Origin of the sequence: Salinicola tamaricis (genome assembly GCF_003006155.1) — a bacterium.
In the GTDB taxonomy this organism is placed as follows: Bacteria; Pseudomonadota; Gammaproteobacteria; order Pseudomonadales; family Halomonadaceae; genus Salinicola; species Salinicola tamaricis.
In genome coordinates this window covers 1,139,090-1,160,564 of the sequence record NZ_CP023559.1, presented here as the reverse complement: position 1 = coordinate 1,160,564, position 21,475 = coordinate 1,139,090, and the positions used below count along the sequence as shown (strand labels likewise).

The following is a 21,475-nucleotide window of genomic DNA, read 5'->3' as shown; positions in this document are numbered from 1 at the left end:
CAGGCTGGGGCCCGGCGGGCCCTGTCTTCCAGCTCGAGAGTCTCTTGTCATGTCACACCGGATACCCGACGCCGTCAGGCTGCCTGAACTGACGCTGCGAGGTGTTTTGCTGGGTGCCGCCATCACCCTGCTGTTCACCGCCTCCAACGTCTATCTGGGGCTCAAGGTGGGCCTTACCTTCGCCTCGGCGATCCCGGCTGCGGTGATCTCGATGGCGGTGCTCTGCCGTCTGCCAGGCGCCAACAAGCTCGAGAACAACATGGTGCAGACCCAGGCCTCGGCGGCGGGCACCCTCTCGGCGATCATCTTCGTGCTGCCGGGACTACTGATGATCGGCTACTGGCAGGGCTTTCCGTTCTGGCAGACCTCGGCGATCTGCGCCATCGGCGGCATTCTGGGCGTGCTCTACACCATTCCGCTGCGCCGGGTGATGGTGGTGCAGAGTGATCTGCCCTATCCGGAGGGGATCGCCGCGGCCGAGATCCTCGAGGTCGGCAGCCAGGCGACGCAGCGCGCCGAGTCGACGCCGGAGAGCGCCCGGCGCGAGCAGACGGGGGCCGGCGAGATCGCCCTCGGCGCCGGCGTGGCGGCGGCGTTCGCCTTCGCCAGCGGCGGGCTGCGGTTGCTGGCGGAGAGCATCAGTGTGTGGTTCGCGGTGGGGCGCAGCGCCGTCCAGCTCGCCACCGGCTTTTCGCTGGCGCTGGTCTGGGCCGGCTACCTGGTGGGGATCGTCGGCGGCATCGCGATGCTGATCGGCACATTGATCGCCTGGGGCGTCGCCGTCCCCTGGCTCACCGCGATCACCCCGGCGGCGGGGCAGGGCCTGGCCGCGGCGGGGATGGCGCTATGGTCGGAGAAGGTGCGCTTCATCGGTGCCGGGACCATCGGCATCGCCGCGCTGTGGACCCTGGCGACGCTGTTCAAGCCGATGCTCCAGGGCATCCGCGCCTCCTTCGGGGCAATGCGTGGTGGCAGCGAGGCGCGTCCGCTGCGCACCGAACGCGACCTGCCCGCCGGCCTGCTGCTGGGGCTGACCGCCCTGCTGCTGGTGCTGTTGACGCTGGTATTCGCGCACTTTCTGCATCAGGCGGCGCCGACGCTGGCGGCGGCACCACTCTGGACACTGACACTGGGCTGCGTGCTGTTCGCCGGCGTGTTCGGTTTTCTGATCGCCGCCGCCTGCGGCTACATGGCGGGTCTGGTGGGGTCGTCGAGCAGCCCGATCTCGGGCATCGGCATCGTCGCGGTGATCCTGGTCTCGCTGATGCTGCTGGGCTTCGACGCCGTCAGCGATGCCCTGGCCAGCCTAGACCCGGCGGTCGCCCAGCGCCTGCCGACGGCGTTGGCGCTGTTCGTCACCTCGGTGATCCTGGCGGTGGCGGCGATCGCCAACGACAATCTGCAGGATCTCAAGACCGGCTACCTGGTCGGGGCCACGCCGTGGCGCCAGCAGGTGGCGCTGATCATCGGCTGCGTGGTGGGTGCGCTGGTGATCCCGCCGGTGCTTTCGCTGCTCTACCACGCCTACGGCTTCGCCGGTGCCATGCCGCGGCCGGGCATGGACCCGGCCCAGGCGCTGGGGCGCCGCAGGCCTCCTTGATGACCGCGATCGTGCGCGGTGTCTTCGACCACGATCTCGAGTGGGGCATGCTCGGCATCGGCCTGGCCCTGGGGGCGGCGCTGATCGGCATCGACGAGCTGCTGCGCCGGCGCGGCGGCAGTGCACGGCTGCCGGTGCTGGCGGTAGGGATCGGCATCTATCTGCCGCCGAGCATCATCATGCCGCTGGTGATCGGTGCCGTGATCGGCTGGCTGATCGAGCGGCGTCTGCGTGCCCGCGCCCGGGCCAAGGGTGTCGAGCTGGCGGTCCATGCCGAGCGCCCACGCCGGCGCGCGGTACTGCTCGCTTCAGGGCTGATCGTCGGCGAGAGTCTGGTCGGTGTGCTGCTGGCCGGTGTGATCGGACTGAGCGGCTCGCCGGCACCGCTGGCACTGGTTGGCGCCGGCTTCGCCGGCACCGCCCAGTGGCTGGGTTTGGCGGTCTTCGTCGTGGTCTGCCTCGGCTTCTATCGCCGCGTGCTGCGCCCGCAGGGCGCCTGAAGATGGTGCCCGGGGCGGGTCACACCGGCAGTGAGAGCGGCGTCGGGGTGCTGCCGCCGATCTCGACCGGGATCTCGAACAGCGCCCCGGCGAGCGGCTCGTCGGCGCAGCCCACCGCCGCCGAGGTGACGAACAAGCGGTCGAACGCCTCGCCGCCGAAGGCGCAGGAGGTGGGCCGCGATACCGGCAGCGCGACCTCACGGTCGAGGCTGCCGTCGGGGTGATAGCGGGCCACGCGCCGACCATCCCAGAGTGCCAGCCACAGGCCGCCCTCGCGGTCGCAGGTCATACCGTCGGGATAGCCGGCGCCGGGGGCGAGACGAATGTGCTCACGCTTGCGCGAGAGCTCGCCCGAGTCGCTCAGATCGAAGGCGAAGACGGTCTGGCGGGCGCTGTCGTTGTGATAAAGTGTGGCCCCGTCGGGTGAGATAGCCGGGCCGTTGGTGATGTGGTAGTCGCGGTCCATCTCGATCAGGCCGCGGCCATCGAGGCGATAGAGATAGCCGCCGGCGTGGACTTCGGCCGCGTCCATCGAGCCGAACCAGAGCCGGCCGTGGCCATCGCTCTTGGCGTCGTTGAGGCGATCCCCCTCCGGCAGCCACTCGATCGGCGTCAGTCGCTTGCCCGGGCGCGGCCCCTGCTCGAGATCGAAGTCGAGCTCGACCACGCCGGAGCGCAGCCCGGCGACGAAACCGCCGGTATCGCGCGGCAGCAGCCAGCAGCACGCCTCGCTGAGCGTCCAGCTGCGTCGGGTATCGTCCGCCGGGCGCCAGGCGTGAAGGCGGGCGCCGAGAATATCGACGAACAGCAGCGCGCCGTGGGCCGGCGACCAGACGGGACCTTCGCCCAGCCGGGCGTTGACTTCCCACAGCGCAGTGGCGTCTCGGGACATGGGATTCTCCTGTCGAGGGGCGGTGGCCTCCAGCATAGCCCGAGTCGGCCCTGGGGGTGTCCCGGATTTCCGCGCGGCGAGCCGACACAGATCAAGGAGAGAACAGCGTGGAAGCTATCCAGATGGGCGCCATCGGGCCGCACGTCATCGCGTCACCAGCCATCGATTCGTCGGTCATCGCGTCACCAGTCATCGAGGTGGCCGCGTGAAGTGCCTGATCGCCCACCCCCGCCACTGTCTCGGCGTGGCGCTGACGCGTCTCGCCGAGAGCCGCAGCGACATCACCTTCGCCCCGCTCGAGCAGTTGCCGGATGCGGCCACGCTGGCGGCACTGGGTGCGGATGCGGTGATCGTGCCGCCGCTGTCGAACCCGGGGCAGGCCGAGCCGGCCGAGGTCTACGCCCACTGCGATCACCTCGAGGCGCTGATCGATTTGTGCCGGCAGCAGCAGATCGCACTGATCTGGTGCGTCTCGGACACCCTGTTCGAGGATGGCGCCGACACCCCGATCGACGAGACCACGATGCCCGCGCCACGGGACGAGACCCTGCGCCGGCTGGTCACCACCGGCGAGCGCTTGCGTGCGCATCCGCGCCACCTGGTATTGCGTCTGGGACCGCTGTTCGGGCTCGACGGCGAGGATAGCTGGCTCGGCCCGCTGATCGCGGCACTGCGCGGCGGCGAGACGATCCGCTCGGCCCAGGATCTGATCGTCTGTCCGACTTCGGTCAGTGCGGTGGCGCGGGCGCTATGCGGCATCCTGCTGCAGCTCGACAGCGGCGCCAGCGCCTGGGGTACCTACCACCTCTGCGGGGTCGAGCCGATCAGCCGCTACACCTTCGTCTCGGTGGTCAAGATGCAGCTGGCGACCCGCTTGGAAGGGGTCGGCCAGACCGCCGCGCTGGGCGAACTCCAGGCGCTCAATCAGCACCACGATACGCCGCTGCGGCGGGTTCGACTGCCGTCGGCTGCTCGATGTCTTCGGCATTCATCAGAAGGCGTGGCGGGTGGAACTCGGACTGATGCTGGATAGCTGGTGTCAGCAGCACTATGGAAGCCAGGAAGCGGTGGCAGAAACATGAACGTGATTCGCAGTCTGATCTTCTATGCCGGCTATTTTCTGGCGATTCTGGTCTCGGGGCTGCTGATGCTGCCGCTGGGACTGATGCTGCCGCTGCGCGGCCGCTTCCGCCTGTTCAACTGCCACAACCGCTTCATCATGCGCTGGTTGTCATTGACCTGCGGCGTGCGCTATCGCATCGAGGGGCGCGAGCGCGTGCCCGAGGGCCCTGCGTGGTGCTGGCCAACCACCAGAGCGAGTGGGAAACGGTCTATCTGCAGCTGCTGAAGACGCCGATCTGCACGGTGCTCAAGCAGGAGCTGCTGAGCATCCCGCTGTTCGGCTGGGGGTACGCCTGCTCAAGCCGATCCCGCTGGATCGTTCCAAACCGTCTACCGCCATGCGCCAGGTGCTCTCCCACGGCAAGCAGCGGCTGGACGAGGGCCTCTCGGTGCTGATCTTTCCCGAGGGTACGCGGGTGGCGCCGGGGCAGCGGCGGCGCTTCAACAAGAGTGGCGCGGTGATCGCCTGCCGTGCCGGGGTGCCGGTGCTGCCGGTGGCGCACAATGCCGGCGAGCGCTGGGGACGCCACTGGGTCAAGCAGCCCGGCGAGCTCCGGGTGGTGGTGGGCGAGCCGATCGCCACCGAAGGTCGCACGCCGGATGCCGTAATGGCGGATGTTGAGCAGTGGATCGAAGCGCGGTTGGGAGAGATATCCGAGGTACCGCGGCCGCCGCAGGGGGTGCAAGAGGCACCGACCAAGCTGCCCTCTGAGCGGGTATCCCACGCCAGCCCGAGTGACGTGACTGCGCGGTGGGGGGAGGGCAGAGGACCGGCCACGAGAGAAGGCCGGCTACAAGAGATTACCGGCTACGAGAGAGTACCGGCTACGAGAGAGTACCGGCCACGAAAAAGGCGCCCCGCGAGGCGCCTTTTTTGCGATCGAGCCCTATCCGGGTTCAGTCGTCGTAGCGGTCGAACACCAGGCAAGCGTTGGTGCCGCCAAAGCCGAAGCTGTTGGAGAGCACGCGCTTGATCTCGACGTCGTCACGGCGCGTTCGCACTATATCGAAACCGCTGGCCTGTTCATCGAGATTGTCGATGTTGGCCGAAGCGCACAGGAAGCGGTTTCCATCATCAGCAGCGAATAGATCGCTTCCTGGACCCCGGTGGCCCAGCGAGTGGCCGGTGAGCGACTTGGTCGAACTCATCGCCGGCGTGCTGTCACCGAAGACCTCGCGGATCGCCTTGAGCTCGGCGACATCGCCCACCGGCGTCGAGGTGCCGTGGGTATTGATGTAGTCGACGCTGCCGTCGAGGCCGGCGAGTGCCTGGCGCATGCAGCGCGCCGCGCCTTCACCCGAGGGGGCGACCATGTCGTGGCCGTCGGAGGTGGCACCGTAGCCGGTGATCTCGGCATAGATCTTGGCCCCGCGCGCCTTGGCGTGCTCCAGCTCTTCGATCACCAGCATGCCGCCACCGCCGGCGATGATGAAGCCATCGCGATCGGTGTCGTAGGGGCGCGAGGCTTTCTCCGGCGTGTCGTTGTAGCCGGTGCTCAGCGCGCCCATGGCGTCGAACAGGCACGACAGCGTCCAGTGCTCCTCCTCGCCGCCACCGGCGAAGACCACATCCTGCTTGCCCAGCTGGATCTGCTCGACCGCGCTGCCGATGCAGTGCGCGGAGGTGGCGCAGGCCGAGGAGATCGAGTAGTTGATCCCCTTGATCTGGAACGGTGTCGCCAGGCACGCCGAGACGGTGCTGCCCATGGTCCGAGTGACGCGATAGGGGCCGACACGGCGCAGGCCTTTCTGGCGCATGATGTCCGCCGCCTCGACCTGGTTGGCGCTGGAGGCGCCGCCGGAGCCCGCGATCAGGCCGGTACGCGGATTCGAGATGGCGTCGGCCGCCAGGCCCGAGTCGTCGATCGCCTGCTGCATGGCGATATAGGCATAGGCCGCGGCGTCGCCCATGAAGCGCAGCTGCTTGCGGTCGACGAGCGCGTCGATGTCGATCTCCACGCTCCCCGCCACCTGACTGCGGAAACCGAGCTCGGCGTATTCCGGCTTGTAGCGAATGCCGGAGCGTCCCTGGCGCAGGGCGTCCAGTACCTGCTGGGCGTCATTGCCCAGACAGGACACGATACCCAGTCCGGTGACTACCACTCGTTTCATGGAAGCCTCCCGCTCAGAAAGTCTCAGTGTTGGTGAAAAGGCCGACGCGTAGATCCTTGGCCTGATAGATGTCCTTGCCGTCCACCGCCAGGGTGCCGTCGGCAATCCCCAGAACCAGGCGCCGCGTGATCACGCGCTTGATCTCGATGTGGTAGGAGACTTGGCCGGCGTCGGGCAGGATCTGGCCCGAGAACTTGACCTCGCCGCAACCCAGTGCCCGACCGCGCCCCGGGTTGCCCAGCCAGCCGAGATGAAAGCCGACCAGCTGCCACATGGCGTCGAGGCCGAGGCAGCCCGGCATCACCGGATCACCGGGAAAATGGCACTGGAAGAACCACAGGTCGGGGTGGATATCCAACTCGGCGATGATCTCGCCCTTGTGGTACTTGCCGCCATCCTCGTTGATCTGCGTGATGCGATCGAGCATCAGCATGTTGGGCGCGGGGAGCTGGGCGTTGCCGGGGCCGAACAGTTCCCCCCGGCTGCATTTCAGCAGATCGTCGTGGCTGAAAGAGTGCTGTCTGGTCACTAGATCGTTCCGAGAATCGAAAAAGAGTGTGCCCCCATGGGTTGCGAGGCGGGGCCAGTCTAATGGCTGTGGGCAGCGAATGCACGTGGCCCAAAGGCTAGTCTTGTGCGCTTTTACGTGCAATTGCGGCCAGCCTGGCGCCGCGCCTGGAGGGTGTCGCCGGCTGCGCTTGCCCTGGCGCGCGCCGAGGGGGCATGATGCGAGGCGGGAGCGAGTGGGTGAGTATCGACCTGAGTCGATTCGTATAACGACCATAACCGAAGATCTATGTGGCCTTCTTTTTCGCTGAATCGACCGCTGGTCTGGGGGACTCGCGGCGCTGGCCGCCGCCAGCCTGTTGCCCTTTCTGATGCTTCGCCTCGCGGCGCTAGCGTTGGTCGTGGTCGGTCTGGCCGATGGCTGGCGCCAGATCCGTCTCGAGCACCAACGCCGCCGGCTCAGCGAGCAGGCGCTCGAACTCTCCCGGACGGCATCATGATCACCATGCCGCCAATCGTCTGATCACCATCAACCCCGCCTTCACCCAGATCACCGGCTATACCCTCGACGAGATCGAGGGACTCGACCCTCCGCACTCTCCTCCGGGCGCCACGACAAGGCCTTCTATGAGCGCTATTGGCAGGCGCTCGCCGCCACCGGGCGCTGGGAAGGCGAGATCTGGAACCAGCGCAAGCACGGCGACCAGTACCCGGAGTGGCTGCGTGTGCGCGCCTGCACGACAGCAAGGGCGGGTGTCGCACTATGTCGGCCTGTTCACCGATATCAGCCGCCACAAGGCGCGCGAACAGGATCTGCCGGATTGGCTTCGAGGATCCGCTGACCGGACTGCCCAACCGGCGGCGGCTGCACGATCTGCTCGCCTCCCGGCTGCGCCACCTGCGCGCCGGCGAGGGGCTGGACCTGGCGCTGATCGATATCGATGGCTTCAAGGCGATCAATGACGGCCTCGGGGTGGATAGTGGCGACCGCCTGCTGGCGCGTTTCGGCCAGCGGCTGGCGGCGCAGGTCGCCGGAGGCATCGTGGGGCGGCTCGGCGGTGACGAGTTCATGGTGATCCGGACCACCACTTTCGATGATCATGAAAAGTGGGTGGCGGGGTTGCGCCAGCACCTCAGCGAGCCGTTCGAGATCGACGACAACACCCTTCGCCTGGGACTGACCATCGGCAGCTGCCGCGCGCCGGAGGATGGCAAGGAGGCGGGCGTGCTGTTCCAGCGCCTGGAATCGGCGCTCTATAGCGCCAAACGCCATGGCCGCAACCACGATCGCCGCTTTCGCCCATCGCTCGAGGTCGAGGGCGACCGCCAGTTGGCGATCATCAACGAGCTGCGTCAGGCGCTGGCGCAGAACGAGCAGCTCGAGGTCTATTACCAGACCCAGCACCGTCTCGACGATGGTGAGCTGATCGGCATGGAGGCGCTGCTGCGCTGGCACCATCCCCAGGAGGGCATGATTCCCCCCGGCGACTTCATTCCGCTGGCGGAGCGCCATGGGCTGATGCCGGCGCTGGGCGCCTGGGTCATCGATCAGGCAGTGGCGCAGCTCGCCAACTGGCGCGACCAGGGGCTGACGGTGGTGCCGGTATGGGTCAACATCTCCGCCCTGCAGCTGATCCAGGGCGATCTCGAGTCGCGTCTGATCTCGACCCTGAGCCAGTACCGGGTGGCGCCGAGTTATCTCGGCCTCGAACTCACCGAGTCGGTGCTGCTCGACGAGCGCGCCGGCGATATCTCGCCGCGGCTCGAAGCGCTGCGCCGCGAAGGGCTGCAGATCGCGATCGACGATTTCGGCACCGGCTACTCCTCGATGGCCTATCTCAAGCGGCTACCGATCGACAAGCTCAAACTCGACCGCGAGTTCATCCGCGCGCTGCCGCATGACCACGCCGATGCGGCGATCACCTCGGCGGTGCTGGCGATGGCTCAGGGACTTAACCTCGACGTGATCGCCGGGGGGGGAGACCGAAGCCCAGCGCAGTTTCCTGATGGCGCGTGGTTGCCGCCACGTCCAGGGCTTCCTCTATGCCCGCCCGCAGCCCGCCAGCGCCGTGGCCCAGCGCTTGAAACCGGCCAGTACGACCTACGCCTGAGCCGGGCCGGCGCCTCCCAATCGCCTGCTGACCGCGGCGCATAGCCCCGCCCAGACCAGCGCTTCCACCGCCAGTGCCCAAGTGGCGATCTCTGCTCCGGCCAGCGCCGCCCCCGAGAGATAGCTCAGCGGGCCCCCCACGGCGCCGCACAGCAGCGCCAGCCAGCGATGCGGCCACAGCCACGCCAGACAGTGGTGCAGGGTGGTGGCGAACAGCGGCCACAGCGCCCACAGCCACAGCGGCCAGCCCGCGGCCAGACGGATGCCGCCGAGGGCGACCAGGCTGCCGTCCACGACCACCCCGAGCAGCGCGAAGCCCAGCCACCAGCGCCATTCGCCGGGTCGCGCCAGCCAGCGCCAGTGAGCGGCCAGAATCACCCCCAGGGCGAGCAGCCGGTAGCGAGCCGCCCAGCACGCAGACGAACCAGCCGACCTGGAAGGCCAGGGCGTTGAGCACCAGGGCGAGTGGGCGGCGCTGGCTCATGGCCGAGCTACCGGTGGGCGCCTCACGGCTGCCCGCTGAGTGGCGCCCGGCGTGCGCCGGGCTTGGCCAGCAGTAGATGGCAGGTGCCGATGGCGCGTTCGACGAAGCCGCCCTCGCAGTAGCACAGGTAGTAGCGCCACATGCGGATGAAGCGTTCGTCGTAGCCCAGCTCGCGTACTCGCTCGAGGTTCGCCTCGAAGCGCTGGCGCCACTCGCGCAGGGTACGGGCGTAGTGCAGGCCGATCTCGTCCAGGTCGAGCAGGTTGAGCTGGGTGTGCCGGCTCAGTGCGCTGAGGATGGCGGTATGCGAGGGCAGAAAGCCGCCGGGGAAGATATAGCGTTTGATGAAGTCCATCTCGCGCTTGGCTGCCTCGAAGCGCTGATCGCGGATGGTGATGCACTGCAGCAGGGCCAGGCCATCATCAGTGAGCAGGCGGTCGACGCAGCCGAGATAGGTATCGAGATACTGATGCCCCACCGCCTCGACCATCTCCACCGAAACCAGGCGGTCGTAGCGTCCGGTGAGTGCGCGGTAATCCTCGCGCAGCAGGGTGATCTGCGCCTCCAGCCCGGCCTCGCGCACGCGCTCGGCGGTGTAGGCGTACTGGGCTTCGGAGATGGTGGTGGTGGTCACCCGGCAGCCGCGGGTGCGCGCGGCATGGATCGCCAGGCCGCCCCAGCCGGTGCCGATCTCGAGCAGGTGATGGTGGGATTCGACCGCAAGCTTGTCGAGAATGAGATCGAGCTTATGGGTCGAGGCCTCCTCCAGAGTTGCGCTCGGATGCGGAAAGACGGCGCTGGAGTACATCCAGTGGTCGCGGTCGAGGAAGGTCGCGAACAACTCGTTGCCGAGATCGTAATGCGCGGCGATATGCCGCCGCGCGCGGGGTGGTGTTGCGCTGCAGGGGTAGAGCGCGGCCAGCGCCCAGCGGCTGAGACGCGCCGTGCCGTTCTCCATGCCGGCGTTGACGCGTTCGACGTTGCGTGCGAACAGGCGCACCAGCCCCACCAGGTCGTCGACCTCCCATTCGCCATCCATGTAGGACTCGGCCACGCCGACGGTGCCACCGAGGGCAAAGCGCCGCCACACCGCGGCGCTGTGCACGCGCACGCAGAGCACCAGAGTATCGGTCGCGGCGGGATCACCGCGGCCCAGGCGGTGCCGCTGGCCGCCTTCGTGCAGCGTGATCACGCCGCCATCGAGCGCGTCCAGCGCCTTCAGGATGCGCGGCCGCAGCCAGCGCGACAGACGCGGCGCATCGCGGCGCCGGTCGACGGTCGAGGAGGGGGCGGTGGTCATGGCGTATTCTGCTCTCGTCCTGGGTGATCGTGGATGGGGGTGCGCTTGAGCCACAGTCTTAGCGCCTGCCAGTGGATCGCGGCGATCGTCTTCAGCGTCATCAGCGGATGGCGCAGCAGCTCGCCGACCAGCGCACGCCGGGTCGCCGGCGCCAGGCTCAGGGTCAGGGTGGCGTCGAAATGCCGGGCCGCTTCGGCCCAGGTCTCCATGTGCATCAGCAGGCGCTCATCGGGGCGGTTGAAGCGCCAGCGGTAGATCATCGCCATCGGGTTGAACGGCGACACGTGCAGGCGCTTGTCGAACTGCGCCTGGCACAGGTGGCGCGTGTCGTCGACCCGGCAGGCGTAGACCTGGCGCTCGCCCCAGGGCGTGTTGGTGACCTCGCCGAGCACGGCGCGCAGGCGCTCGTGGCGATCGTAGACGTAATAGAGTGTGAGCGGATTGGACAGCACCCCGAACAGACGCAGCTGGGTCAGCATGCGAATCGGGCCGTCCGTGACCTCACTCAGTTCTTCGCCCAGCTCTTCGCCCAGTTCTTCACTTAGCCGCTGGCGCACGGCGTCCGCCAGCGGCAGTGCGTGCGGCGCCAGGTAGTCCTCACGGCGAAAGCGTGCCGGGGCGTAGCGCCGGGTGCCGAAGCCGGGGGTGCGGGCCAGCAGCGCCGGGAGTTCGTCGAGATCGAGCCACAGCATCCACACCCGGTAGTCGAAACGGTGCTGGGTGGGGATGAAGCGGCGGTGTCGAAGCTGCCCGGTGGCGAGCCGGCTGTGCCAAGGGCGCGGGGCGGGCGCCATCAGGCCACCTCGCTACCGGCAGGGCGGGCTGCGTTCGGTGCCGGTGCGGCGGCGGCACCGTCGATCGCCTGGGCCACGCGCCAGGCGCTCCACACCCCATCCTCGTGGAAGCCGTTGCGCCAGTAGGCGCCGCAGAAGTGGGTGCGGCGCGCCGGCTGGGAAATCTCGGCGAAGCGTGTCTGGGCGTACTGGGCGGCCAGCGTGAACTGCGGGTGGGCGTAGTCGAAGCGTGCGAGTATCTGCGCTGGATCGATCTGCGCCTCGTCGTTGAGGGTGACGCAGAAGGTGGTATCGCTCTCCAGCCGCTGGAGGATGTTCATGTTGTAGGTCACTGGCACGCAGGCCTCGGCATCGCGGCCGTCGAGGCGGTAGTTCCAGCTTGCCCAGGCACGGCGCCGGCGTGGCAGCAGACGGGTGTCGGTGTGCAGCACCACGCGGTTGCTGGCGTAGCCGATGGCGCCGAGGATCTCGCGTTCGGCGGCGGTGGCCGTCTCGCCCAGCATCGCCAGCGCTTGATCGCTGTGGCAGGCGAGCACCACCTGATCGAAGCGTGCCTCGCCCCGGGGAGTGGTCAATGTCACGCCGTCGGCATCGCGGTGCAGCGCGGTCACCGGGCTGTGCAGGTGTACCCGCTCGCGGTAGGGCGCGATCAGCGGCTCGATATAGCGTCGCGAGCCGCCGCTGACGGTGTACCACTGGGGGCGGTCGCTGACCGACAGCAGGCCGTGGTGGTGGAAGAAACGAATGAAGAAGCGCGCAGGGAAGGCACGCATGCCGGCCTCGCTGGCGGACCAGATCGCTCCGCCCATGGGCAGCAGATAGCGGCGGCGGAAGTCCTCACCATAGCCGCCGGCCGTGAGGTACTCGTCCAGGCTCAGCGCCGGAGGCAGGCGGTCCTGTTCGAAGTCGCGGATGGCGCGGCGATTGAAGCGCAGGATATCCGCCAGCATGCGGTAAAAGCGCGGACGCAGCAGATTGCGCCGCTGGGCGAACAGAGTGGCCAGGGTGTGGCCGTTGTACTCGAAGTCGCGCCCGCGCTCGTGCACCGAAAAGCTCATCTCGGTGGGCTGGGTGGCCACGCCTAGCGATGCCAGCAGCGCCTGGAAATGGGGATAGGTGCGATCGTTGAAGACGATGAATCCGGTGTCGATGGCGTATTCGCGCCCGGCGTGCTCGACGTCGATGGTGGCGGTGTGCCCGCCCAGGCGCGCACCGGCCTCGTAGAGCGTCACCCGGTGGTGCTGCGACAGATAGTGGGCCGCGGCCATGCCGGCGATGCCGCCGCCGATCACCGCGATGCGCTGCCCTGTCGGGCCAGGCGACGCGGTGTGGGTATCCTGCTCGCTCATGCCTCGCCTCCGCCACGCCCGCGGCCGGCGATACGCAGGCCGAAGCGACGTCGCAGGGCCGGCGGCAGCACGCCCAGCGCCTTGACCAGATAGGTGAAGCGGCGCGGGAAGTGAATGTCCAGCCGCCGTTTGGCCAGCCCCTCGACGATGTACTCGGCGGCGCGCTCGGCGCTGATCTGCATCGGCATCGAGAAGTCATTGCGTGCGGTCAGCGGCGTCTCGACGAAGCCCGGGTGGATCACGCTGACGTCGATCCTTTCGGCGGCCAAATCGAGGCGCAGCGACTCCAGGAAGTGCGAGATCGCCGCCTTGGAGGCGCCATAGGCCTCGGCGCGCGGCAGCGGCAGATAGGCGGACGCGCTGGAGACCGCGGCGAGCAGCGGCGCCTGGGTGCGCCCTTCGGCACGTCGCAGCAGCGGCAGGGCGGCGTCGATGGCGTAGAGGGTGCCCTGGAAGTTGGTGGCGAACGCGCTCGACCAGCTCGACGTCGAACTCGCGCACATCGACATATTCGCAGGTGCCGGCGTTGAGCAGGGCGATGTCGAGACCACCGAAGGCCTCCTCGATCGCCGCGCCGGCGCGCCGGGTCGCGGCGCGATCGGTGAGATCGGCGGGCACCACCAGGGCGTTGGGATAACCCGCGGCCAGCGTCTGGAGCGCTTCCTCCCGGCGCGCGGTGAGTGCCACCCGATGGCCGTCGGCGAGCAGGCGCTTGGCCAGCGCCTCACCAATGCCGGAGGTGGCGCCGGTCAACCAGATGCGTCGAGTTCCGGATAGGCTGGCCATAATCTCTCCCTGCTCTCTTCAATCATCGATATAGCATGGGTGTGACGTTCTCACCCACGGCCTAGGCTGTGCACGAGAAGTCGGCGAGTGCAGTCAGCTCTCGTACGCAGCCTTAGAGGCGCTGCTTGATCCGGCGCACGACCCAGCCGATCAGTGGCAGCTGCTCGTAGAGCATCTCGCCGACGTCATAGTAGTCACGGTGACGGCACACCCGCTGATCGCGCCAGGTGAGGTGCGAACAGCCGGCCACGCTCAAGGTACGTCCGCCGCGCACGCTTGGATGCGCATAGTGCATCGTCCACTCGAGAAAGCAGCGTTGATCCAGAACGTGCTGCTGGTGAAAGTCGAAGTGGCAGTGGCTGACCTCGGTCATCAGCTCGCGGTAGTAGGCCATGACTGCGCGTCGGCCGACGTGGTGGTGCAGGGGGTCGGTAAAGTCCACGTCGTCGCTGTAGCACTCGGCGAGTGGCGTCAGGCCCTCATGAGTCAGCGGCTGAAACAGACTGCGAAAGTGAGCGATCGCTTCGGCGCTGGCGCCGGCGGAGGTTACGGTCATGACACGCTCCCGGTGGGTGGCCGCGCCGGCCACAGACGCCCCGGGTGCCGCCGAGGGGCGCTCAGTCGAGCTCCTTGAACGCGTCCAGGGCGCGCTGGCGGGCACGCTTGTGATCGACGATGGCCTGGGGATACCCGGTATCGCGGCGCTCGTTGGCGCTGGGCTGATGGCGCGACTTGGCCGGCAGGTCGGCCAGCTCCGGCACCCAGTGGGCGATGAACTCGGCCTGCGGATCGAAACGCTGGGACTGGGTGATCGGATTGAAGATACGGAAATAGGGCGCAGCGTCGGTGCCGGTGGAGGCCGCCCACTGCCAGCCGCCGTTGTTGGAGGCGAAGTCGCCGTCGACCAGATGCGCCATGAAGAACGCCTCGCCGCGGCGCCAGTCGAGCAGCAGATGCTTGCTCAGGAACATCGCCGTGAGCATGCGCAGACGGTTATGCATCCAGCCGGTAGCCAGAAGCTGACGCATCGCGGCGTCGACCAGCGGAAAACCGGTCTTGCCCTTGCACCAGGCCTCGAAGTCGGCGTCGCTATGGCGCCACTTGAGCTTGGCGGTATGGCTCTGGAACGGCTGATGCCGGCAGATATCGGGGAAGCCCACCGCGACATGCTGTAGAACTCGCGCCAGATCAGTTCGCTGGCCCAGCTCTTGAGGCCAGCGTCACCCGGCCAGATGGCCGCCGTTGTTGGCCATTACGCCTGCAGGCACTGGCGATGCGAGATCATGCCGGTGGCGAGGTAGGCCGAGAGTTCACTGGTGCCAGCAAGGGCGGGAAAGTCGCGGTCGGTGGCGTAGCGGTGGGCGCGCGCGTCGAGAAATCGCTCCAGCTTGTCCGCTGCGGCGTCCTGCCCGGCAACCCAGGTATGTGCATCGACCACCGCGGAGCGATCCGCGTCGGGTAGTGCCGGGATAGCATTGCGGGTCAGCGTGAGCGCGCTCTGACGCCTCGGTGTATCACGCAGGGCCAGCTGCTCGGCGGTGACCCGCTGATGCCAGGCCTTGGCGAACGGTGTGAACACCTTGTAGTAGTCACCCTGGCCGGTCAGCAGCTCACCCGGCTCGAAGGCGACATGATCGGTGTAGTCGTGGACGACGATACCGGCCTGATGTAAGCGCTCGCTTACTGCGGCGTCGCGCTGACGCTCGTCGAGGGGATACTCGCGATTGAAGTGCAGGGTGGCAATGTCATGTTCGCGCACGATCGCGTCGAGCGCCTCGGGCGCCTGGGAAAAATCGCCGATGTCACGATAGAGCAGCGGGATATTGAGCGCATCCAGGGCGTCGCTGAGGGCGCGTACGCCGCGATGAACGAATTCGATCTTGTTGGGGCCGTGCTGGTGGCGGCGCCACTGCTCGCGGCTGGCGAGAAAGACGCCAATCACTGGACCGCGCTGAGCGGCGGCGCTCAGCGCGGTGTTGTCCAAGGTGCGCAGATCATTACGGAACCACACCAGTTGCAGATCGGACATGGGCACTTCCTTGTGGCCATCTCGAGGGGCGGTCGTCGGGAAGACCGCACTCAGTCTTCGTTGTCGACGATCGAGCGCAGCCGGCTGAGCGCCTGGGTGGTGTCCTCGCCCAGCACCGCGACCTCGGTGTTCTCGAAGTCGCTGACGCGAATGCGCGCCACCGGCCCCACCAGACACACTGGCACCTCACTCTGCTCTGCCAGCCGTGGCAGCTGGCGGCGCACCAGATCGCTGCGCTCGGCCTGGCCGCTGGCAAGCAGTACCGCCTTGATGCCGAGACGGTCGACGGCCATTGGCAGCTCGCTCAGGGCCACTTCGCCGTCGATCAGTTGAATGCGGTAACCCGCCGCCGAGGCCGCCAGCGCCATCAGCATGGCCCAGAAGCCGCTAGTGTCGTCGGGCAACCGCGCGATCAGCAGTTCGCCGCCACTATTGGTCTGATTGGCATGGTAGAGGCGGGTACCGATGCGCGTGCGCAAGAAGGTCTCGAGCAGGCGCCTTTGCAGGGTGGCACCAAACTGGTCGCCCCAGCGCTCTTCCAACTGCTGGATGGTGGGCTGCCATAGTTCGGCGATGCACAGCCCCACCGGGTAGAGTGCCAGGCTCTGATTGAATAGCGTCTCCAGGCGTGCCATGTCGAGGGCGTCGACCGCGTGGATCACGTGCTGACGCTGGCTCGACCAGTCCCCCATCTGCGGTGCCGGGGTCTCGACCGTCTCGGGCTGGTCGAGCAGCTCGCGCACCTGACTGACGGGAACACCGCGATTGAGCCACTGCAGAATACGCTCGACGCGCTCGATATCGTCGCGGGCATAGAGACGGTGGCCCTTGGGCGTGCGCTGTGGCCGAATCAGGCCGTAGCGACGCTCCCAGGCGCGCAGCGTCACGGAGTTGACGCCGGTGAGGCGCGACACTTCGCGAATGGGGTAGAGCGGCGCGGCGTTGGATTCCATAGCCTTGTAACTCATGCAAGTCCTCCTGCGAGGTCTCTGCGTGCGCCATCTCGTCGAATCGAACGCTTATCGATACTGCAGGTCGTCACCACGGAGCTTCGGGTCCACTTACGCTAATTGATTGCTTGAATACAGTTTACCAATTCTGCCCTGCTGCTCCGGCGACGTCACCTGGGTTCGCCGATGAATCGGTCATGGCCTCTTGTCATGATCGATTGGTGATACCCGGACGTGAGCTGTCGAGATCCATCGGCTCCGGCGAGACGACATTGATGTCCATGGGTCAAGCATGGGTGAATGCGTTGTACACTTCAAGCGATTTGTACAATTTTAATGTAATACGAAAGCGTTGTGCACCCCTCGGTGCGGGCGGATGTCCGGCGCTGTGCTGATGCTGACTCGGCACGTCGGTGTGCGCTATTCGATGTCCACAGGGTAAGACGCCCACAGGACGCGATACGCACGGGGTATCGTGGGGTGGATCGCTGTCACTCCGGCTCGAATAGGTATCGAGACGGCCGCTGGATGACGCAGTGTGCCACTGACACTGCTATGCTGAGCACATTGTACAACACTCGTATAACTGAGGTCTGTGCCATGCGACTTCTGATCACCGGTGGTACCGGTTTCGTCGGCCAGCGTCTGGTCGAGCGCGCCCTGGCGGCTGGCCACCAGGTCATGGTGGTATCGCGCCAGCCGCAACGTGCGCGGCGAAAGCTTCCTGCAGCCGTCTCGGTGGGCGACTCGGTGGCGGTGTTCGCCGACCAGCGCCCTCAAGGCATCGTCAATCTGGCCGGGGAGCCGATCGCCGACAAGCGCTGGAGTGACTCCCAGAAGACGCGACTGATCGAGTCGCGCCGGCATATCACCCGCGAGATCGTGGAGCTGTGCGAGCAGCTGGCGCAGAGCGGCGACGCCCCCGAGGTCCTGGTATCGGGGTCGGCAATGGGATTCTACGGCGATCAGGGTGAGCGTGATGTCACCGAGTCGACGCCGCCACACGACGAGTTCGCCCATCGGCTGTGCGAAGAGTGGGAGCGCGAGGCCAACAAGGCCACCGAGGTCGGCACCCGGGTCGCCTGCGTGCGCATCGGGCTGGTCCTCGATGCGGATGGCGGCACCCTGGCGCGGCTGCTGCCGGTGTTCAAGCTGGGGCTCGGTGGCCGTCTGGGTGACGGCCGCCAGTATATGCCGTGGATCCACCGTGAGGATCTGGTCGCGGCGATCGAGTTCCTGCTCGCCGAGCCGTCGCTCGCGGGGCCCTTCAACGCCTCGGCGCCGGCGCCGGTGACCAATGCCGAGTTTACCCGCGCGCTGGGCCGCCAGCTCAATCGGCCGACCCCTTTCCGGGTGCCGGCCACGCTGCTCAAGCTGGGGCTGGGGGAGATGTCGCGGCTGCTGCTGACCGGCGCCTGCATGCGCCCGGCGCGGCTCGAGGAGGCGGGGTTCCGCTTTACCTATCCCACGCTCGACGCGGCGCTGGCGGCGATCCTGCCGCGCTGAGGCCTAGCGGCGCCTAGCGCTGCTCGTTGTCCACGGTCACGATCACCCGCACCGCGTCGAGGCGCAGCGCGGCGCCTTCGATCGCCGCATCCAAGTCCGCGCGCTCCTGACTCAAGGCGGCCTGCTCGTCGGCACGGATCGCGCCACTGCGCTGGGCCAGCGCCTTGAGGCGCGCCAGCTCACCGTCGAGGGTGTCGCGCATCTCGGTCTGGGCGCGCTCGACCAGTGTCGGCAGCTCGCGCAGGGCTTCCTGCTCGCCGCTTTTCAGCAGCGCGCGCAGCTGCTCGTGGCGAGACTTCAGAAGCTCCCGCGCAACTCCTTTCTTGACCCGCTGCAGATTGCGCGACAGGCCGCTGAAGCTGACCTTGTCCGATAGGTTGGCGCCACTCTCGTCGAGCAGCACGCGAATGCCGGTGTCGGGCAGGAAGCGGCCAGTTGGAGCTGCTTGGGCGCGGGGCAGTGGGTGCGGTAGACCAGTTCCAGCATCAGCCGGCCACCGGGGATGCTGGGGTGCTTGAGCAGCGCCAGGGCGGTGTTGCCGAGGCTCGAGTCGAGCACGCGCTCGAGCATCGCGGTAACCAGCGGATGCTCCCATGACAGCCGCTGGACGTCGTCCCGTGCCAGCGCCTGGGTGCGCGAATAGGTGACGGTGAAGCCCTCGTCGCCCTGGGTGAGTCCGGGCAGGCTATCGAGCATGTGCGAGCCGGGCGCCAGATGGGTCAGGGCGTTGCCCAGTTCGCGGCTGTCGACGCCGAAGATATCCAGCGCCTGATCGACATAACGCGGCAGGGCGGGATCGTTGTCCTGCTCGAGCACCGCGGCGATCACCGCATCGGCGCGCTCGGGGCGGCAGGCATTCCACTCCAGCAGGCGATTGCGCCCGGCCTCGCGCTGGGCCAGGCGGTCGGCGTTGAAGGTGCGGGTCTCGTCGATCAGCGTGTCCACTCCGCTCTCGTCGTCGAGGCTCTCGCGCAGCGCTTCGCCGAAGGCGTCGAGCACATCGCCGCCGGCGGCGTGCGGCGCGGTGAAGGCGTCGAGCCCGTCGCGATACCAGCGCAGCAGGGTGGCGGTGGGGCTGTGGGCGATCACCGGCACGTGGATATCGATGGGGTGAAGCTGGCCGATACGGTCGAGGCGGCCGATGCGCTGCTCGAGCAGATCGGGGTGCCACGGCAGGTCGAACATCACCAGATGGTGGCAGAACTGGAAGTTGCGCCCCTCGGAGCCGATCTCCGAGCAGATCAGCAACTGGCAGCCGGCCTCGTCGTCGGCGAAGGCGGCGGCGGCGCGGTCACGCTCGACCAGGCTCATCTCCTCGTGGAACACCGGCGCCTGCACGCCGGCGCGCACGCGCAGGGCCTCGGCCAGATCGATGGCGCTCTGGCGATAGTGGACGATCAGCAGCACCTTGGTCTGGCGGCCGAGTGATTCCAGCAGGCCAAGCAGCCAGGTGACCCTGGGGTCCTGCTCCCACCAGGGCGTGTCGGCCTGGTGGGCGGCCTCCTGTACGGCGCGGTAGGTCGCCTCGGGGTAGAGGCGCGCCTCCCGCTGGCCGAGTTCGGCGGCGTTCAGCTGCGCGGCGATATGGTCGTTGCCGGCGACGAGCTCGTCGAGCTGGGCCTGGTAGGCTGCCGGCATATCGAGCTCGGCGCTGTGCAGGTGGCGCTCGGGGAAGCCGCCCACATGACGCCGGCTATTGCGGAACATCACCCGCCCGGTGCCGTGGCGGTCGAGCAGCTGCTCGCGCAGCTGGCGGCGGGCACTGGCGCGCTGGGTGTCGTCGCTTTCGGCATTGGCGAGGGTGGCGAGCAGCGCCTGGCTGTCGCCGTCGCCCGCGCCGATCACTGCGCTGACTGCGTCCAGCGCTGCAGCCTCGCCTGGCAGCCGGTCGAGGGCGTCGATGGCGTCAGCCACCGCGGCATAGCCGGCCTCTTCGGCGCTGAAACGGTCGAGATCCTGGTAGCGATCCGGGTCGAGCAGGCGCAGCCGCGCGAAGTGGCTCTCCAGGCCCATCTGCTCCGGTGTCGCGGTGAGCAGCAGCAGTCCCGGAATGCGCGCGGCGAGGCGTGCCACGCAGGCGTATCCCGGCCCCTCGGCCTGGGGCGTCCAGTCCAGGTGGTGCGCCTCGTCGACGATCATCAGATCCCACTGGCTCGCTTCGGCCTGGCGCTGACGCTGCGGATTGGCGAACAGCCACGCCTGGCTGGCGAGAATGCACTGGCCGCTGTCGAACGGGTTGTCGTCGCCCCACGCCTCGCTCTGCGCCTCGTCGAGCAGGGTCACCGAGATCGAGAAGCGGCGCAGCAGCTCGATCAGCCACTGGTGGGTAAGGCTCGGCGGCACCAGGATCAGGGCACGGCTGGCGCGTCCGGTGAGCAGCAGCCGGTGCAGGATCAGGCCGGCCTCGATGGTCTTGCCCAGGCCCACTTCGTCGGCCAGCAGCACGCGCGGCGCGTGGCGCCGGGAGACCTCGTCGGCGATATAGAGCTGGTGCGCGATCAGGTCGATGCGGGGCCGGCGAGACCCGTGCCGGGCTGCGCGAGAGGCGCTGATGGGTGCAGCGAGCGTAGCGCAGCTCGACCAGTCGTTGCGTCGACCTGGCCGGTGAGCAGGCGATCCTGGGCCTGATGAAAGCGCATGCTGTCGGGAGAGACGCGCCTCGGGCAGCGTCGCCGGGGCGCCCTGCTCGTCGTGGCCGTGGTAGCGATACAGCCGGCGTCGATCTCGACGTCGCTGACCGTGAGGGTGTGGCCCTCGGCATCGACGTACGATCCCCGCGGCGAAGATGACCCGGGTCAGCGGCGCCTGGCGCGCGCTATAGGTGCGCGTCTCCTGGCTGGCGGTGAAGAGCACGGTCACGCTGCGGGCGTCGACGTGAGAATGGTGCCTAGTCCCAGCTCGGTTTCGCCGTCGCTGATCCAGCGCTGGCCGGGGGTGAAGTCGCTCATGATGCCTCGGTATGCTCAGCTGGGGGGAGTGGGCGACGCATTCTAGCGTAAAGCGAGGCAGTCTTAAGCGCTGCGCATCTCGACGGGTGGCGATGCTACACTGCCGCGGCGTTCGGCAGTCGTCCGAGGCCGGCGGTGCGGGTGCAATGATCGATTCAGAGGCAGCGGGAGGCAGGATGGCGACGACGACACAGCGCGACGGTCTGCGACGCATGGCGATCGCCTCACAGGCGATAGGCTTCGTCGCGATCATCGCCCTCGAGACCTGGCTCGGCGACGCGGCGCGCCCGTGGCAGGGTGTGACCCTGGCACTAATGCTGGTCGCCGCCGGCTGGCTGGCGCTGGTTCGACGCTATCGGCGCAACCGCGAGCGGCGCCAGCGCGACGCCGCCCGCGAGGAGGGCTGATGCCGCCAGGGGGGCGCGTCTGGTAGGGCTGGTTTTCATCGGCAGCCAAAGCGCCTGACGACAGCGGGCGCCGAGGCGC

Annotated in this window: 17 protein-coding genes and 3 pseudogenes; 7 read left to right on the top strand and 13 right to left on the bottom strand. The window is 67.8% G+C overall.

Annotation, left to right across the window (positions count from 1 at the left end):
- Positions 1 to 49: 49 nt before the first annotated feature.
- Entirely contained in the window at positions 50 to 1,600 is a 1,551-nt protein-coding gene (locus tag CN538_RS05340; protein ID WP_207233646.1) for an OPT family oligopeptide transporter, read from the top strand.
- Complete coding sequence (locus CN538_RS24110) at positions 1,600 to 2,100, top strand: OPT/YSL family transporter (protein ID WP_207233645.1); 501 nt, start codon at positions 1,600 to 1,602, stop codon at positions 2,098 to 2,100. The genes CN538_RS05340 and CN538_RS24110 overlap by 1 nt, the downstream gene beginning before the upstream one ends.
- 19 nt (positions 2,101 to 2,119) lie before the next feature.
- Here the strand turns inward: CN538_RS24110 and CN538_RS05335 are convergent, their stop codons facing one another.
- Positions 2,120 to 2,992, bottom strand: coding sequence for an SMP-30/gluconolactonase/LRE family protein (locus tag CN538_RS05335; protein WP_106418798.1), 873 nt, complete (start codon positions 2,990 to 2,992; stop codon positions 2,120 to 2,122).
- A gap of 205 nt (positions 2,993 to 3,197) precedes the next feature.
- Here CN538_RS05335 and CN538_RS05330 point away from each other — a divergent pair, with 205 nt between their 5' ends.
- Positions 3,198 to 4,025, top strand: a complete 828-nt coding sequence (locus CN538_RS05330) for a sugar nucleotide-binding protein (protein ID WP_340638272.1) — start codon at positions 3,198 to 3,200, stop codon at positions 4,023 to 4,025.
- A 45-nt stretch (positions 4,026 to 4,070) separates the two neighbouring features.
- A pseudogene (locus CN538_RS05325) lies at positions 4,071 to 4,785 on the top strand (lysophospholipid acyltransferase family protein); the annotation flags it as partial.
- 226 nt (positions 4,786 to 5,011) lie between these two features.
- Here the strand turns inward: CN538_RS05325 and fabB are convergent.
- The gene (gene fabB / locus CN538_RS05320) at positions 5,012 to 6,226 is read right to left on the bottom strand and encodes a beta-ketoacyl-ACP synthase I (protein WP_242495580.1); all 1,215 of its coding nucleotides are present in this window, start codon (positions 6,224 to 6,226) and stop codon (positions 5,012 to 5,014) included.
- A gap of 13 nt (positions 6,227 to 6,239) precedes the next feature.
- On the bottom strand, positions 6,240 to 6,755 hold the full coding sequence (gene fabA, locus CN538_RS05315; RefSeq protein ID WP_106418797.1) for a 3-hydroxyacyl-[acyl-carrier-protein] dehydratase FabA: 516 nt from the start codon (positions 6,753 to 6,755) through the stop codon (positions 6,240 to 6,242).
- Between the two features lie 741 nt (positions 6,756 to 7,496).
- Here fabA and CN538_RS05310 point away from each other — a divergent pair.
- Positions 7,497 to 8,888 carry a putative bifunctional diguanylate cyclase/phosphodiesterase gene (locus CN538_RS05310; protein ID WP_340638271.1) on the top strand — a complete coding sequence of 464 codons (1,392 nt, stop codon included), beginning with the start codon at positions 7,497 to 7,499 and terminating at the stop codon, positions 8,886 to 8,888.
- Here the strand turns inward: CN538_RS05310 and CN538_RS05305 are convergent.
- The 9 genes and pseudogenes from CN538_RS05305 to CN538_RS05270 all read right to left on the bottom strand — a co-directional run bounded on the left by CN538_RS05305 (position 8,835) and on the right by CN538_RS05270 (position 16,553).
- On the bottom strand, positions 8,835 to 9,221 hold the full coding sequence (locus CN538_RS05305; protein WP_340638270.1) for a DUF2878 family protein: 387 nt from the start codon (positions 9,219 to 9,221) through the stop codon (positions 8,835 to 8,837). The two genes, CN538_RS05310 and CN538_RS05305, sit on opposite strands and share 54 nt — an antisense overlap.
- Before the next feature lie 128 nt (positions 9,222 to 9,349).
- A complete protein-coding gene (locus CN538_RS05300; protein WP_106418796.1) occupies positions 9,350 to 10,627 on the bottom strand; it encodes an SAM-dependent methyltransferase in 1,278 nt (425 codons plus the stop codon).
- Positions 10,624 to 11,421 (bottom strand): DUF1365 domain-containing protein, encoded by a 798-nt coding sequence (locus CN538_RS05295; protein ID WP_106418795.1) that lies wholly within the window; start codon positions 11,419 to 11,421, stop codon positions 10,624 to 10,626. Before CN538_RS05295 ends, CN538_RS05300 begins: the two co-directional genes overlap by 4 nt.
- Positions 11,421 to 12,770, bottom strand: a complete 1,350-nt coding sequence (locus CN538_RS05290) for an NAD(P)/FAD-dependent oxidoreductase (RefSeq protein WP_106418794.1) — start codon at positions 12,768 to 12,770, stop codon at positions 11,421 to 11,423. The genes CN538_RS05295 and CN538_RS05290 overlap by 1 nt, the downstream gene beginning before the upstream one ends.
- Positions 12,767 to 13,556 (bottom strand): annotated as a pseudogene (locus CN538_RS05285) (SDR family NAD(P)-dependent oxidoreductase). Before CN538_RS05285 ends, CN538_RS05290 begins: the two are co-directional and overlap by 4 nt.
- 112 nt (positions 13,557 to 13,668) lie before the next feature.
- Positions 13,669 to 14,112 (bottom strand): nuclear transport factor 2 family protein, encoded by a 444-nt coding sequence (locus CN538_RS05280; protein WP_106418793.1) that lies wholly within the window; start codon positions 14,110 to 14,112, stop codon positions 13,669 to 13,671.
- A gap of 61 nt (positions 14,113 to 14,173) precedes the next feature.
- Positions 14,174 to 14,716 (bottom strand): FAD-binding domain-containing protein, encoded by a 543-nt coding sequence (locus CN538_RS25005; protein ID WP_340638269.1) that lies wholly within the window; start codon positions 14,714 to 14,716, stop codon positions 14,174 to 14,176.
- Between the two features lie 92 nt (positions 14,717 to 14,808).
- Positions 14,809 to 15,585, bottom strand: a complete 777-nt coding sequence (locus tag CN538_RS25000; protein WP_340638268.1) for a deoxyribodipyrimidine photo-lyase — start codon at positions 15,583 to 15,585, stop codon at positions 14,809 to 14,811.
- Between the two features lie 50 nt (positions 15,586 to 15,635).
- Positions 15,636 to 16,553: a MerR family transcriptional regulator gene (locus CN538_RS05270; protein ID WP_106418792.1), complete on the bottom strand. Its 918-nt coding sequence runs from the start codon at positions 16,551 to 16,553 to the stop codon at positions 15,636 to 15,638.
- A 582-nt stretch (positions 16,554 to 17,135) separates the two neighbouring features.
- On the opposite strand from CN538_RS05270, the gene CN538_RS05265 reads away from it, so the two are divergent.
- The gene (locus CN538_RS05265) at positions 17,136 to 18,041 is read left to right on the top strand and encodes a TIGR01777 family oxidoreductase (protein WP_106418791.1); all 906 of its coding nucleotides are present in this window, start codon (positions 17,136 to 17,138) and stop codon (positions 18,039 to 18,041) included.
- A 13-nt stretch (positions 18,042 to 18,054) separates the two neighbouring features.
- Here the strand turns inward: CN538_RS05265 and rapA are convergent.
- A pseudogene (rapA, locus tag CN538_RS05260) lies at positions 18,055 to 20,989 on the bottom strand (RNA polymerase-associated protein RapA).
- A 176-nt stretch (positions 20,990 to 21,165) separates the two neighbouring features.
- On the opposite strand from rapA, the gene CN538_RS05255 reads away from it, so the two are divergent.
- On the top strand, positions 21,166 to 21,396 hold the full coding sequence (locus tag CN538_RS05255) for a hypothetical protein (RefSeq protein WP_106418790.1): 231 nt from the start codon (positions 21,166 to 21,168) through the stop codon (positions 21,394 to 21,396).
- The last annotated feature ends 79 nt before the right edge of the window (positions 21,397 to 21,475 follow it).

What these genes read in the sequence shown, in the direction of transcription:
- CN538_RS05340 (WP_207233646.1), top strand. Translation starts at nt 50, where the DNA reads ATGTCACACCGGATACCCGACGCCGTCAGGCTGCCTGAACTGACGCTG.
- CN538_RS24110 (WP_207233645.1), top strand. Translation starts at nt 1,600, where the DNA reads ATGACCGCGATCGTGCGCGGTGTCTTCGACCACGATCTCGAGTGGGGC.
- CN538_RS05335 (WP_106418798.1), bottom strand. Translation starts at nt 2,992, where the DNA reads ATGTCCCGAGACGCCACTGCGCTGTGGGAAGTCAACGCCCGGCTGGGC.
- fabB (WP_242495580.1), bottom strand. Translation starts at nt 6,226, where the DNA reads ATGAAACGAGTGGTAGTCACCGGACTGGGTATCGTGTCCTGTCTGGGC.
- CN538_RS05310 (WP_340638271.1), top strand. Translation starts at nt 7,497, where the DNA reads ATGTCGGCCTGTTCACCGATATCAGCCGCCACAAGGCGCGCGAACAGG.
- CN538_RS05300 (WP_106418796.1), bottom strand. Translation starts at nt 10,627, where the DNA reads ATGACCACCGCCCCCTCCTCGACCGTCGACCGGCGCCGCGATGCGCCG.
- CN538_RS05295 (WP_106418795.1), bottom strand. Translation starts at nt 11,421, where the DNA reads ATGGCGCCCGCCCCGCGCCCTTGGCACAGCCGGCTCGCCACCGGGCAG.
- CN538_RS05290 (WP_106418794.1), bottom strand. Translation starts at nt 12,770, where the DNA reads ATGAGCGAGCAGGATACCCACACCGCGTCGCCTGGCCCGACAGGGCAG.
- CN538_RS05280 (WP_106418793.1), bottom strand. Translation starts at nt 14,112, where the DNA reads ATGACCGTAACCTCCGCCGGCGCCAGCGCCGAAGCGATCGCTCACTTT.
- CN538_RS25000 (WP_340638268.1), bottom strand. Translation starts at nt 15,585, where the DNA reads ATGTCCGATCTGCAACTGGTGTGGTTCCGTAATGATCTGCGCACCTTG.
- CN538_RS05270 (WP_106418792.1), bottom strand. Translation starts at nt 16,553, where the DNA reads ATGAGTTACAAGGCTATGGAATCCAACGCCGCGCCGCTCTACCCCATT.
- CN538_RS05265 (WP_106418791.1), top strand. Translation starts at nt 17,136, where the DNA reads ATGCGACTTCTGATCACCGGTGGTACCGGTTTCGTCGGCCAGCGTCTG.
- CN538_RS05255 (WP_106418790.1), top strand. Translation starts at nt 21,166, where the DNA reads ATGGCGACGACGACACAGCGCGACGGTCTGCGACGCATGGCGATCGCC.